Source organism: Mesorhizobium sp. WSM3873, assembly GCF_001672445.1.
GTDB lineage: Bacteria > Pseudomonadota > Alphaproteobacteria > Rhizobiales > Rhizobiaceae > Mesorhizobium.
Window position 1 is genome coordinate 187955 of the sequence record NZ_LYTM01000001.1, and the last position, 13965, is coordinate 201919.

11 protein-coding genes are annotated in these 13965 nt (G+C 65.5%); 2 read left to right on the forward strand and 9 right to left on the reverse strand.

Features of this window, described 5'->3' with window-relative positions; translation table 11 throughout:
- Nucleotides 1-6: 6 nt before the first annotated feature.
- Nucleotides 7-945, forward strand: coding sequence for a polysaccharide deacetylase family protein (locus A9K71_RS00790; protein WP_066989136.1), 939 nt, complete (start codon nucleotides 7-9; stop codon nucleotides 943-945).
- 8 nt (nucleotides 946-953) lie between these two features.
- Nucleotides 954-3071 (forward strand): dihydroorotase, encoded by a 2118-nt coding sequence (pyrC, locus tag A9K71_RS32275; protein ID WP_245299495.1) that lies wholly within the window; start codon nucleotides 954-956, stop codon nucleotides 3069-3071.
- Nucleotides 3072-3148: 77 nt separating this feature from the next.
- Here the strand turns inward: pyrC and A9K71_RS00800 are convergent, their stop codons facing one another.
- From A9K71_RS00800 to A9K71_RS00840, 9 genes are read right to left on the reverse strand one after another with little or no spacing between them, the layout of a single operon-like run.
- Nucleotides 3149-4051: an SMP-30/gluconolactonase/LRE family protein gene (locus A9K71_RS00800; protein ID WP_164763720.1), complete on the reverse strand. Its 903-nt coding sequence runs from the start codon at nucleotides 4049-4051 to the stop codon at nucleotides 3149-3151.
- A 34-nt stretch (nucleotides 4052-4085) separates the two neighbouring features.
- Entirely contained in the window at nucleotides 4086-5630 is a 1545-nt protein-coding gene (locus tag A9K71_RS00805) for a trimethylamine methyltransferase family protein (RefSeq protein WP_066989424.1), read from the reverse strand.
- A gap of 13 nt (nucleotides 5631-5643) precedes the next feature.
- Nucleotides 5644-6612: a D-2-hydroxyacid dehydrogenase gene (locus A9K71_RS00810; protein WP_066989140.1), complete on the reverse strand. Its 969-nt coding sequence runs from the start codon at nucleotides 6610-6612 to the stop codon at nucleotides 5644-5646.
- Between the two features lies 1 nt (nucleotide 6613).
- Nucleotides 6614-7531, reverse strand: a complete 918-nt coding sequence (locus tag A9K71_RS00815; protein WP_066989142.1) for a dihydrodipicolinate synthase family protein — start codon at nucleotides 7529-7531, stop codon at nucleotides 6614-6616.
- Nucleotides 7528-8124 carry a hypothetical protein gene (locus A9K71_RS00820; RefSeq protein WP_066989144.1) on the reverse strand — a complete coding sequence of 199 codons (597 nt, stop codon included), beginning with the start codon at nucleotides 8122-8124 and terminating at the stop codon, nucleotides 7528-7530. Before A9K71_RS00820 ends, A9K71_RS00815 begins: the two co-directional genes overlap by 4 nt.
- A gap of 2 nt (nucleotides 8125-8126) precedes the next feature.
- Nucleotides 8127-10976, reverse strand: a complete 2850-nt coding sequence (locus A9K71_RS00825) for a 2Fe-2S iron-sulfur cluster-binding protein (RefSeq protein ID WP_066989146.1) — start codon at nucleotides 10974-10976, stop codon at nucleotides 8127-8129.
- Nucleotides 10973-11230 (reverse strand): sarcosine oxidase subunit delta, encoded by a 258-nt coding sequence (locus tag A9K71_RS00830; RefSeq protein ID WP_066989149.1) that lies wholly within the window; start codon nucleotides 11228-11230, stop codon nucleotides 10973-10975. Before A9K71_RS00830 ends, A9K71_RS00825 begins: the two co-directional genes overlap by 4 nt.
- 2 nt (nucleotides 11231-11232) lie before the next feature.
- Complete coding sequence (locus A9K71_RS00835; protein ID WP_066989151.1) at nucleotides 11233-12474, reverse strand: FAD-dependent oxidoreductase; 1242 nt, start codon at nucleotides 12472-12474, stop codon at nucleotides 11233-11235.
- Complete coding sequence (locus tag A9K71_RS00840) at nucleotides 12464-13864, reverse strand: MmgE/PrpD family protein (protein WP_066989152.1); 1401 nt, start codon at nucleotides 13862-13864, stop codon at nucleotides 12464-12466. The genes A9K71_RS00835 and A9K71_RS00840 overlap by 11 nt, the downstream gene beginning before the upstream one ends.
- Between the last annotated feature and the right edge of the window lie 101 nt (nucleotides 13865-13965).

Consider the following 13965-nt stretch of genomic DNA (forward strand, 5'->3'; position numbering starts at 1 on the left):
ATTGCCATGACAAGCGCTGCCTCACAACCGGTCCAGCCGCGCGACTTCGTCGGCTATGGACCGAACCCGCCCTATGTCACCTGGCCGGACGGCGCGAAAGTCGCGATCAATCTCGTGCTGAACTACGAGGAAGGGTCGGAGTACAACTGGCTGGATGACGGCCGCAACGACAATTGGGGCGAGTACAACAACCCCGGCCTTTCACCGCATCGCGACCTCGGCACCGAAACGCATTTCGAATATGGCAGCCGCGCCGGCGTCTGGCGGCTGGCTCGGCTGTTCGACCGCTACGATGTGCCGATCACGGTCTCCGCTTGCGCGGTGGCGCTGGAAAAGAATCCCGCCGTCGCCGAATGGATGAATGCGCGCGGCCACGACCTGCTCGGTCACGGGCTGCGCTGGACCGATTATCCCGGCATGCCGCGCGAGGAAGAGGAGCGGCAGTTGCACGAAGCGATCGCGCTTTACGAGAAGGTGCTTGGCCGGCGCCCGCTCGGCTGGAACTGCCGCTCGTTTCCAAGCGTCAACACCCGCGATCTGCTGGTGCGCGAGGGCGGCTTTCTCTACCACTCCGATCCCTGCAACGACGAGCTGCCCTATTTCGTCGACCATGGCGCGGAGAAAATCCTGGTCGTGCCCTATTCCAAGACGCTCAACGACAGCCGCTTCCTCATCGCGCCGGGTTACAGCAATCCACGCGACTTTGCCGAGGATTGCCGCTCGGCCATCGATTACATGCTTTGGGAGGCGGAAGAGACGGGCGGACGGATGCTCAACATCTGCGTGCACGCGCGCTGGATGGGCCAGCCGAACCGGGCGTCCGGCCTGCGCGAGGTGATCGAGCACGTGCAAAAGACGCCGGGGGCGATCTTCATGCGGCGCGCCGACATCGCGCGGTACTGGCTGGACAATCACCGGACGTTTGCCGGCAAGCGTGCCGGCTGAACAGCGGAATGTTCGAAGCCCTCATCACCGGCGCGACGATCGTCAACGCGGAGGGCGAAGCCCGCCGCGACATTGCCATCAACGCCGGCAGGATCGCGGCCCTGATCCAGCCAGGAGACGCGGCCGAAGCGCGGAAGGTGATCGACGCCAGCGGCTGTCTGCTGCTGCCCGGTCTCGTCGATGCGCACGCGCATCTGCGCGAACCGGGACTGACCCACAAGGAAGACTTCTTGTCGGGCACGCATGCGGCTGCGCTCGGCGGCGTGACGACGGTGCTCGACATGCCGACCGACGAGCCCTGGACGGCGACGGCGGACCAGCTCGCCGAGAAGATGTCGATGGCCGAAGGCAAGCTCAACGTCGATGTCGGCTTCCAGGCTGTTGTCAGCGAGAGGCTGGACAGTCTCGAAAGGCTCGCGGCGCTTGCCCCGATGTCGTTCGAGCTTTTCACGGCGGATGTCCCAGAGCCGTTTCTTTTTCCGACGGCGGACACCGTTCTTCACGCGCTGAAGCGGATGAGCTCGCTCAAGACGATCGTCGGCATCTCGCCCGGCGATCAATCGCTGCTCATGGGCAGCGCCGCGCGGCTTCATTCTGGCGACATCGCAGCGTTCCGCGAAAGCCGGCCACCACTGGCCGAGGCCAACGGCATCGCGCGGGCGCTGCTGGCGGCGGCCGAGACCGACGCGCGCGTTCATGTCCGCCAGATCAACTCGGCGCTCGGCGTCGAGACCTGGCGGCGCCTGCGCGATCTCGCCGATGCCAGCGTCGAGACGACACCCCAGAACCTGTTCTTCTGCGCGGACGACTACGAAAAGCAAGGCGCGCGACTGAAGGGATCACCGCCGTTCCGGCCGAGGCAAGATGTGCAGCGGCTTCGCGAGGCTGTAGCGGCCGGGCTGATCGACATCATCGCCACCGATCACGCGCCACACAGCCCTGCCGAGAAGGCCGCCGACTATCCGGCTTTCGCGCACATCCCGGGCGGTATGCCCGGACTGCAGACGCTGCTCTCCGTCATGCTCAAGCTCGTCGACGAAGGCCTGATTGGGCTGCGCGACATCGCGCGCCTGTGCGCGGCCAATCCGGCCGACCGGTTCGGGCTTGGCCGGCGCAAGGGCAGGCTGGCCGTCGGCCACGATGCCGACATCCTCATCATCGACCCGACGCGAACCTTTGCCATCCGCGATGCCGACCAGAAATCAAAGGCCGGCTACACGCCCTTCGACGGCTGGAGCGTTTCAGCCACCTTGCGGCAGGTGTTCCTGCGCGGCGAGGAAATCACGCGTGACGGCGCGCTGGTCAACCCGGGACAAGGCCAAGTGGTGCGGTGGGAAGCTGAGGCAGGCAAGATGGGTCTTCTGGACGGCAAGGTTGCCATTGTCACCGGCGCGAGCTCCGGCATCGGCCGCGCCATCGCGCAACGCTACGCGCAGGACGGCGCGAAGGTGGTGGTCGCCGATACGCGCGAGGAAGCTATCGAAGGCGGCGAAACAACGGTCCGGCTGATCGAAGCGGCTGGCGGTGAGGCGATCTTCATCTCCACGGACATCGCCGATCAGGAGGCCGTCATAACCATGATGCGGCAGGCGGTGGACCGGTTCGGGCGGCTGGATATCCTGGTCAACAACGCCGCGATCTACACCTCGACCAATCTGCTCGAGACCACGCCGGAGCAATGGGCGAAGGTGATCAACGTCAACGTCACCGGCTTCTTCTACTGCTCGCAACAGGCGGTGCTGCAAATGCTCAAGCAGGAGCCGGTCAACGGCGTACGCGGGCGCATCATCAATATCGCCTCGCAGCACGGTATGGTCGCCTGCCCGGGCGATTTCCCCTATCCGGTCAGCAAGGGCGCGATCGTGCAGATGACGCGCCAGATCGCGGTCGATCAGGCCGACGACCTGATCGTCTGCAATGCGATAGCTCCCGGCAAGATCATCACCGGCAAGCCTGGCATCGCCAACGACCCCGATGCGCTCGACTATTCGCGCCGCCGCACGCCATGGCCGCGGCTTGGCGAGCCGAACGATGTCGCCGGCGCGGCGCTTTTCCTGGCCAGCGACCTTGCGACATACGTCACCGGGATCAACCTGATGGTGGACGGCGGCTGGATGGCCGGCTGAGCGGTCATCCCGCGAAAGCAAAGGCCGGCTGCAAAGCGGCCGGCCTCCTTCCTATCCGACGATCACGACGATCGCAGCTACTTATTCGGCACTTCGTAGACCTTGCCGTGCCAAGGTGCTGCATCGATCTGGTCGAGGGCCATCACGTAAAGCTCCTTTTCATCGGGCCCGAAGGCGAAGTTCGGCATGGACGGCGACGGCACCGAAAGCGTGCGCAAGAGCTTGGCGTCCTTGTCCACCACTATGATCTTGCCCGGAGCGTCGAGCGAGCGAGGGCTCTGGCCGATATACATCTCGCCAGCCTTGTCCATCTTGATGCCGTCCGGCCAGATATGCGGCTGGTTCGGGAACAGATCGTCGAGCCGAAGGAAGACGCGACGGTTGCTCAAGCTGTGATCGGCCCCGACGTCGAACTCGATGATGCGGTTGTCCTCGGTTTCGACCAGGTAGAGCATCTTGCCGTCGTTCGACATGACCAGCCCATTGGCATTGTGCAGGTCGCCAGCCACCTTCTTCACGCTGCCGTCCTTGCCGATGTAGTAGGCCGACGCGTCGATCAGCGGACCGCCCTTGCCGGAGCCGGTGAAGTAGATGCCGCCCTCCTTGTCCGGCGCGAAATCATTGGGGCCGCTGAACGGCTTGCCGTCGGTGTCCTTGTCGTAGGCCGGCAGCGTCTTGCCGTCGGCCGAGATGCGGCCGATCGTGTTGTTGTCGTAGCAGGTGACGACGAATTCGCCCGTCGCGGTCGGCAGCACGGCCGAAGGGCCGCAGCCATCCATCTTCCAGAAAATCGCGTTCTTCTTGCCGTCCCAAACGTCCACAGTGCCGCGGCCGTATTCGACGTAGAAGAGCTTGTCCTGGTACCAGATCGGGCCCTCGGCGAACCAAGCGTCGTCATTGATCACCTTGACGTTCGCGGCGTGTGCCGATGCGGTAAGAGCGAGGGCTAACACTGTGCCCAGCAAATGCTGTCTTGTCATGCGCTTCCCCTTTCTTTCGTTGAACTCCAGGCGCTTAGGGCTCGTCGGCGCCGATCTCCTCCTTGCGGCGCGCCACATAGGCGTCCAGCTCCTCGCGGATGGCTGGATCCATAACCGGTTCCTCGTAGTCGCTGAGTGCCTGCTGCCAGAGCTGCGTCGCCCGCTCCAGCGCATCGTGGCCGCCCGCTTCCTGCCAGCTGCCGTAATTTTGCCAATTGGACAGCATCGGCCGGTAGAAGGCGGTCTCGTAGCGCGCCATGGTGTGCTCCGACCCGAAGAAATGTCCGCCGGTCGGCACGGCCTTGATCGCCTCGAAGCCGAGGTCGTCCTCCTCGAACGGCATCGGCCGCAGGAACTCCATCATGTTCTGCAGGATCTCGACGTCGAGGACCAGCTTCTCGTAGGAGGCTGTCAGTCCGCCCTCCAGCCATCCGGCGGCGTGATAGATCAGGTTCGCGCCGCCGAGCACCGCGCCCCAGGTCGCCATCTCGGTCTCATAGGCCGCCTGCAGGTCGACCACATTGGAGGCATTGGCGTTGGAGGTGCGGTAAGGAAGGTTGTAGCGCCGCGCCAGCTGTCCGGCGACGATGTTGGCCTTGGCGTTCTCCGGCGTGCCGAAGGCGGGCGCGCCGGAGCGCATGTCGACATTGGACGTGAAGGCGCCATACATCACCGGCGTGCCGGGATTGACCAGCTGCGTCAGCGTCACGCCGAACAGGGCCTCGGCATTCTGCTGCGCAAGAGCCGCGGCCAGCGTCACGGGGGTCATGGCGCCCATCAGGGTGAAGGGCGTAATCGTCACCGGCTGGCCGTGCTCGGCCATGGCGATCAGGCCTTCGGCCATCGCCTCGTCGAACAGGCGCGGCGAGTTGACGGAAATAATCGTCGTGACCCCCGGCGAATTGCGCAGTGCCTCGATGGTCGTGCCGCGTGCGATCGCCGTCATGGCGATGCTATCCATGGCGCGGCCGCGGCCGATCGCCGAGCAATGGAAGCTCAGATCCGACAGCGTGAGATTGGCGCGATAGGTGTCGAGATGGCGCGAATTCGCCGGCAGCTCCATAGGCGCCACCACCTGGTTGCCGATGATATGGATGGCGTTGAAATGATGCGCGAGGCGGATGAAGTTCTCATAGTCAGCCAGATTGCCCTGTCGGCGGCCGTTGATGCGGTCATGCACATTGGGCGGCCCGGCGACCAGCCCGAACACCAGCGAATTGCCGCCGATGCGGATCTGCTTGTCCGGATTGCGCGAGCTTAGCGAGAAGGACGATGGCGCGTTCCTAAGCGCTTCTCTGACGATACTCTCGTCGATCCGCACCGTGTTCTCGGCCCGATCAACGATGGCGCCCGCGGCCTCGAAGATGCCCAGCACCTTCTCGCCCATGACGCGGATGCCGAGTTCGGACAGGATGCGCATCGAGGTGCGGTGGAGCTTGTCCATCTGCTCCTCGTCGAGGATCTGCATCGGCGCGTAAGGGTTTGTGACGCGCTGCCAGGGCAGTTGCGCAATGCCGCCGCCACTGCGCCCGGCCGCTCTGGTGCGCCGTCCGCCGCTTCGCCTGTCATGCGCTGTCATCGGCTTGTCCTCCTTAATAGCCGCGTCCCGGATCGACGACATTCGCCAAAGGCTCGCCGCGCCGGTAGCGGGTGAGATTCTCGGCAAACATGCGTGCCGACTTCACGTCCCAGCCGTCGTAGACGGACGAGCAATGCGGCGTGACGATCACGTTCTCGTAGTCCCACAGCGGATGCGCCGGCGGCAGCGGCTCGACGGCGAAGACGTCGAGCGCCGCGCCCTTGATCCGGCCACCGTCGAGCGCCGCAAGGAGCGCCGCCTCGTCGACGACGCCGCCGCGGGAAACGTCGATCAGCACCGCCGAAGGCTTCATCGCCGAGAAGGCTTCGCTGCCCACAATGCCACGTGTGCTTTCGAGCAGCGGCACGGCGCACAAGATGAAATCAGCACGGCCCCACAGCCCGGGCAGGTCTGCCATGCCGTGCACCTCATCGATGTGGTCGGTCGGTTTCGGCCTGGCGCGCACACCCAGGGTCGTCATGCCGAAGGCCCGGGCCCGGGCGGCGACCGCCTGCCCCGTCTTGCCGAGCCCAAGGATCAGCAGCGTCTTGCCCTGGATCGGCTCGACCTTGCCGGCCGTCCAACTCCGGCCAGCCTGCTCGCGCGCGAAGGCGCGCAGGCCAAGCGAGAAGGAAAGCATCGCGCCGAAGACATATTCGGCCATCATGTCGGCGGCGACGCCGGCTGAGTTGGTTATCGTCACCTTGGTCGGATTCCAGGGGCGCAGGTGATCCGTGCCGGAGCCGCCGACCGAAACCCAGCGCACGGTCGGGCTCTCGACCAGCGCCGCGCGCGGATAGCGCGATCCCCGGTCGAATTTGATGGTGAACACCACCTCGGCGCCGGTGTCCGCAATCAGGTCGGGAAGCACCTCGTAGCTGTCGCAGCCGAGCACCCTGAGATCGGGATGGGTTTCCGCCAGCGCCGCAATCGGCCCGTCCGGCGCGTCGCTGCTGACGATGATTGTTGGCCGCGCGGACATTTCAGCCCCGCCTCGGACCAGGAATGTGATCGGCAAGAGGACCCAGTGCCTCGAGCAAAGCCTTGCCTGCCTGCGGGCTGGTGTTCTCATGCGGCGCGCGCAGGTTGAGCCAGCGCTGGTCGCCGGAGCGCACGGCAAGTGCCGCTTTCATGCCGCCGATCAGCCCCGCGGTCTGAACCGCCTTTCGAAATTCCTTTATGGCGGCATCGGCGGCCGAGACGTCGCGGCCGGCGCGCGCGCCGTCATAGACGGCGCGGATAGCCTTGGCGTTGAGGTTGACGGAAGCGGAAATGCAACCCGCCGCGCCGGCGGCCAGGCCTTGGGTGAGCTGGCCTTCGGAACTCGGGAAGACGGAGACGTTGGGCGCCGCGGCGATCACGGCCGCGGTGTTGTCCCAGTTCCCGGCACTGTCCTTGTAGGCGACAACGGTTTCGGGAAATGCCGCGTTGAGCCGCGCCGTCAGCGCCGGCGACACCGGCACCCCGGAATTCTGCGGGATGTGATAGAGGATCAGCTTGAGCTTCGGGCTGGCGACTTTCTCGACCAGTTCCGAATAATAGCGTGCCTGCCCGTTATCGCCCGCCGCCGTGTAGAAGAACGAGGGCAGCACCATGACGCCGGCGCAGCCGATTTCCAGGGCATGCCGGCTGAGTTCGAGCGTCTCGGGCAGCGCGGTAACGCCTGTGCCCGGCATCATCTTATCGGCCGGGATGCCGGCCTCGGCCAGCCACTCCAGGGCTTGCATGCGTTCACGCGGCGACAGCGAGAGCGCCTCGCCGGTCGTGCCAAAGGGCGAAAGGTAATGCGCGCCCTGGGCAAGCACCCATTTCGCATGGTTGACCCACAGATCGCGGGCGACGCTGCCGTCTTTGTCGAAGGGCGTCAGGATGGGCGCAATGACGCCTTGCACGCTGTTCATCGATGGTTCTCCCGGGTCGTCGTGTCGCCGTCGGCGAGCTGCGCCGCCGTACTGACTATTTTGATGAATAATGCTGTCGAGGCGATGTCGAAGAAGACGTCGAAGCCTCCCTCGCTGCGCACCAGCACGGCTTCGAGATTCGCGACGCGCGTCTGCGCGATCGCGTCATCGGCAAAACGGCCAGGCCTGAGGTCCAGTGCGCAAAGCCTCGCCATCACCGCTTCTGCCGGCCGGCCGGAGAGCCGCATCCAGCTCCAGCCTTCCTCGCGCCAGGACCAATAGCCGCGCGGGCCCTTCTCGGCCTGCCAGGCAGCGACGAGCTTTGCGACGGCGCCACCGGCGATATCGTCAATCGCCAGGAAATCTTCGCCGCCTAGACGCAGCAGCCTGACGCCGCCCTGCCTGGCGATGCGATTGATGGGCGGCAAGGCGAGACCTTGCGCTTCGAGCCAGGCTGAACTGCCGGGGCCTTTGACGCCGAAGCGCGATCGGGCCGTCAGATCGGTCACTATCAGCTGCCCGTTTGGCAGAACTGCCTCGGCGGCCGAGCCGTTCGGCGACAGGGGAAATGTCCGCATGGCAAGACGGGCCATCGTTACATCTCCTGCCGGACGTTGTGCGGATCGAAGAAGGCGTGACCGACCACCGGCACCTGCACCAATTCGCCGCTGCGACACTTCACCGTGACCTTGCTGCCGGGGGCAGCGTCGTCAATATGGACATAGGCCAGCGCGATTGTGTGGCCAAGCGTTGGCGAGAAGCCAATCGAAGTGATCTGCCCAACCGGGTTGCCGCCGCGCAGCACCAGGCAGGACTCGCCGGGGATATTGTTTGCACCCTCGAAAGAGAGGCCGACGAGCCGGCGCGTTTCGCCAAGCCTCGTCCGCATCTCGATCGACCGCTTGCCGACGAAGAAGGGCTTCTTCTTCGAAACCGCCCAGCCGAAACCGAGCTCGTCGGGCGTGGTCAGCGCGTCGGTATCCTGGCCGATCAGGATATGCCCCTTTTCAAGCCGCAGCATGCGCGAGGCCTCGAGTCCATAGGGGCGCAAGCCATGCGGCTTGCCGGCCTCAGACAAAGCGTCCCACAGCGCGACCGCGTAGCTGGAAGGACAGTGGAGCTCGTAGCTCACCTCGCCCGTGAAGCCGATCCGCATCACACGCACCGGCAGGCCGGCCAGCATGCCTTCGCGCCCGTGGAGATAGGGGAAAGCGTCGCGCGAGAAATCGATGTCGCCATCTAGCGCCTGCAAGACCTCACGCGCCTTCGGGCCGGTGACGTTCATGCCGGAAAATGCTGCCGTGACGTTGAGCACGTCGACCTTCAGCCGCCACTGCGCATTCCAGAACAGCATGTCGGCCTGCACGCGGGCGACGGCGCCGGTCGTCGCGGTGACGTAGAACAGGTCATCGGCGAGACGATAGGCGACGCCGTCATCGATAACCGTGCCCATCTCGTTGAGCATCAGGCAGTAGCGGACGCGGCCGACGCGCTGGTTGGCATGCGCCATCGTGTACATCCGATCGAGGAAGGCGCCGGCGTCAGGACCGCGGATCTCCAGCTTGCCCAAAGTCGACACGTCGAGCATGCCGACGCCGTTGCGGACCGCGGCGATCTCTTCGCGGACCAGACGGTCTATCCGGTCTTCCGGCCCGTAAAAATACGGCCGCCACCAGGCACCGATCGGCTTCATGCGAGCGTTGAGTGCGAGATGGCGCACATGCAGCGCGGTGCGCCGCTCCAACGGCTCGTGATGGCCGGCGAGCACGCCGAGCTTCTCCGGTCCGGTCGGCGGCCGCGCCGTGGTGACGCCCACCTCGCCAACCCCACGCTCCGTCGCTTCGGCGACGATCCGCGCCGTGGCGAGCGCCGAATGGCGGCCCTGGCTAGGCCCCATGCCGACGGTGGAAAAGCGCTTCACCAGTTCGAGTTCGCGATAGCCTTCCTTGACCGCATTCCGCAGGTCCTTGACCTGCAGATCCTCATCGAAATCGACGAAGTCGCGACCTTTTGCGTTGCCGGCGAGCGGTTGTGCCCAGGCAGCTGGCTCGGGCTCGTATTCGTTCTGCACGTCAGGAGGATCGCAGTGGCCGAGCCGCTCCAGAGCCTCGCGCGCGGCGCGGCGGCCGTCGGCCATCGCAGACTGCAACCGCGATTTGCCGGCAACGGCGCCTGCCAGCCGGACGGCCGCGCCCTCCGGCAGACTGAGCGTCATTCGCGCCGTCGCATCGTCATAGCCGACCCTCGCTCCCGCATGGCAGGGCAACTGCCAGGCAGGCACCGAGCCGACGGAGACCGCCACGAGATCGCAGTCGATCCAGCGGCTGCCAATGCGGACTCGCGCGACGTGCTTGTTGCCGCGCGTCCCGGAAGCTTCCTCGATCGGGGCGCCTGCGAGGATCCCTATCCCTCTGGCCCGAAGCTCACCGGCGCGGTCGCCGGCATTTGGCCGAGGATCGACGATCGCGGCCAGTTCGACGCCAGCCTCGACCAGATCCAGCGCGCAGTCGTAGCCATCGTCATTGGCGGCCAGCACGACTGCCCGCCGGCCAGGCTGCACCGCGTAATGGCGGAGCAATCGTTGCACGGCGCCGCCGGCCATGATGCCAGGCAGATCGTTGTTGCGGAACACCGCCGGCTGCTCGATGGCGCCTGTCGCCAGGACAACCCCGCGGGCGCGGGTTCGGTAGAGCCGGTTGCCCTGGATCAGCGGCAGCCAATTGTCCTCATACCAGCCGTTGCAGATGGTGCCGGTCATGATGCGCAGATTGGGGAGCTTGGCTGCCTTGGCTGCCAGACTGAACAATATGCCCGGATCGCAGCGGCGATAGGTCAGCGAACCGCCAATTTCGGGATTGTCGTCGCACAACAGCACGTCGGCGCCGGCTTGTGCGGCCGAGATCGCAGCCGATAGACCCGCCGGCCCCGCGCCGACGACCAGCAGGTCGCAGTGAAGATGCGCCTTGTCGAAACTCAGATGCGGCGCCTTGACGTCGACGATCCCGAGCCCCGCCTTGCGACGGATCATCGGCTCCCAGAAGCGGAGCCAGCTGTCCTGTCTCGGACCCATGAAGGTGCGGTAGTAGAAGCCGACCGGCAGGAAACGTCCAAAGCGGTCGATCACCGCATCGCGGTCGTTTTCCAGCGAGCCGTTGACGTTCTGCGCCATCACCATCATGCCGTCCTGGAGCGGCGTCAGGTCGGCGGGAACATTCGGCTCCGACGGCAATTGCACCAGCGTGTTCGCTTCCGCGCCGGCCATGGTCATGATGCCGCGCGGCCGGTGGTATTTGAACGAGCGCGACAGGACCCACTGGTCCGAGGCCGCCAGCGCGCTGGCGATGCAGTCGCCGGCAAAGCCATGATAAGCCTTGCCTTCGAAGGTGAAGCGGACAGGCCGCGTCCGGTCGAGGCGCGAGCCGTATGGCGTGCCAAGCCGCGTCATGGCCGGCTCCCAGGGGCGTAGGTGCGGATGATCTCGTTGGTGACGACGTCGCGCTCGGCGAGGAAGAAGAAGTTGCTCGGCACGTGCCGCCACCACTCGACCACCACACCTTTTCGATTGTCCGCGCGGAAGAGATGCCTTGCCCACTCTGCGTCGGCGGCAGCGTCCGCATCGGGCGCCTGCCGCAGCGGACCGAAGGACTGGAATTCGTCGATGTTGCGCGGGCCGTTCATGGGGCAGTCAAGCAGCTTCATGGTCAGTGGCTCGCCGCCGTGGCGCCCATTTCGTTGAGCAGTCGGAACTTCTCGAAGCGCTCCAGCGCAAACGGCTTCAGCAGGTCGGGAACCCGGCCCCTGGCGATGGTTTCCGCCAGGCGCTTGCCGGCGACCGCAGTCGCCTTGAAGCCCCAGGTGCCCCAGCCGCAATCGAGCCACAGATTGGCGAGCGGGCTGGCGCCCATGATCGGGCTGTAGTCCGGCGTCATGTCGGTGATGCCGGCCCATTGCCGCAGCAGCCGAACGCCTTGCAGGAAGGGAAAGAGATGCACGGCGCCTTCCGCCAGATGCTCCTTCATGTCCAGCGTCGAGCGGGTCGAATAGAGCTGGTACGGATCCGAGCCGCCACCGATGACGATCTCGCCGCGCGAAGACTGCACCAGATAGGTGTGCAGCGACACGGACGAGACCAGCGTGTGGAGCCAGGGCTTCAGCGGCTGCGTCACCATTGCCTGCAAGGGGTAGCAGCGGATCGGCAGTTCCACGCCGGCCATCATGGCAACATCGTAGTTCATGCCGCCGGCGGCGATGAGCACGGAGCCGCAGGCGACCCGTCCGCGGTTCGTCACCACAGCGCGCACCTGACCGTTCTCGACCTCAAAACCTTGAACTTCGGTGCGCTGGTGGATTTCGGCGCCGCGGCGCGAGGCCTGCGCGGCGAAGCCCCAGGCAACCGCATCGTGGCGGGCCGTGCCGCCGTCGGCATGCCAGAGGCCGCCGAGGATCTCGAGCGCACCGCCGCGATCCATGTTGAGTTCGGGCACCAGCTTCTCGATCTCTTTTGCGTCGATCACCTCGGTGCGCGTGCCCATATGCTTGCCCATCTCGGCGCGCAGATGGAAGGCGCGCAGCGTCGCTTCCGTGTGTGCGAGCGTCAGCTGGCCGCGCTGCGAGAACATGACGTTGAAGTCGAGTTCCTGCGACAGCGCTTCGAAGAGCGAAACGCCTTCCTTGTAGAAGGCGACGCCTTCCTGGGTGATGTAATTGGAGCGGATCGTCGTGGTGTTGCGTGCCGTATTGCCTCCCGCCAGATAGCCTTTTTCGAGCACCGCGATGCTGGCGATACCATGGTATTTCGACAGATAATGCGCGCAGGCCAAACCATGCCCGCCGCCACCGACGATGACCACGTCATAGGACGGCTTCAGCTCAGGCGTCGCGGGAATGTCGCCCGTCACCGGATAGTCGCGGCTAAGCCCGTATTTGAGCAGCCTAAGCGGCATGGCTGCCCTGGCCGCCAGGAGGATCGTAGACGAGAGCGGTCAGCTCGGAAAACCGGCTGTCGGCTTCGGTCAGGCCGAGAATACCGTCCCGGATCGCGGCGGCCCTGGTCGAGCCGAGAACGGGCGAGGCAAACTCCATGTACTTGGCGACGATATCGGCTTCGCTGAACGGGGCTTCGGGGCCGCCGCGTGCGTGGACATCTCCGGACTCCAGCCGCCGGCCGTCAACCGTCTCGATCTGCACGTCGGCCCAGCGCCCGGCGGGGAAACGATCGCTGTGCTTCGCCGCCTCGTTCACCTCGATGCGCTTCAGCATGTCCGCGACGGCGGCATCGCGCAGACCCGAGCCCGAAATGTGCTCCACGCCGATCCGACCATGGAGGATCATCGTGGCCACGGCGAAGGGCAGGCTGTACTGCGCCTTTGATGTCGTGTCCGGCATGCCGGCAAACAGCGTCGCCGCATAGTGGAAGCTGTTGACATGGACTTTGCGTATGTCTTCCGGCCGAAGCCCATGCTGCAGGCAAAGCGCGCGCGTCGCGTCGATCGCGGCATGGGCCCAGCGGCAGACCGGATAGGGTTTTATGTATTGACGGGTCATCTGCCAGAACAGGCCGAGGTCATCCCAATGTGCCGCGACCTCCGGCGCCTCGACCGTGATGGCCGGCGCGCCGGCGAAACCCGCTTCGGCAAGCACGGCGGCCGACAGCCCGACCAGCGCCCCCATGCCTGAGCCGTCGTGAAGCATGGTCGGCGTTGCGATCTCGCGCATCATCTGGCTGCGCGGCCCGTGATACTCGGCGATGCCGAAAGCATGGCGCAGTTGATCGTCGTCAAGCGAAAGCAGGCGGGCCGCGACCGCCGCCACGCCAAGAGAATTCCACGCGCCGGAGGTGTGATAATCGGAGACGGTTGCGTGCAGCGCAATGCCGGCCCGCCCCGCGATCTCATAGCCGACGACGATCGCGGCAAGCGCCTCGGGGCCGGTCAACTCCGGCTTTTCTTCTGCGAGCGCAAGCAGCGCCGGGATAACCGCCACGCCGATGTGCCCCTTGGTCGGCGGGTAACCATCATGGCCGTCGAGATTGTCGGTCTGGGTCGCTGCCGCGAAGGCGGCGCCGGCCATGCTGGCGCGCCTGCCGTCGAAGATCATCCTCGCTGCGTGCCGGTCGGCGCCGGAACCGTAGAGCATAACCGCGGCGTCGCGCGCGATTTGCCCCGCCTGCATCGGGCCGGCGGCGATGGCAATGCCCATCGTGTCGAGGAACTGGAGGGCTGCCGATTTCAGAACGTCGCGCGGGAACGCGCCGGCCAACCTGCGCAGCACGAAGTCGGCAACACGGGCAAATGCGGTGGAAGCAGACTCACCTTCCGCCGTCCGCTGGTCCATGGCGCCACCTTTCGCGTCCCGATCGCTCCAAGATAACTACGAATAATTTGGTCTCATGGGCCAGGCACGTAATTAGTTTGGCGCCATCGCACAAAAAAATC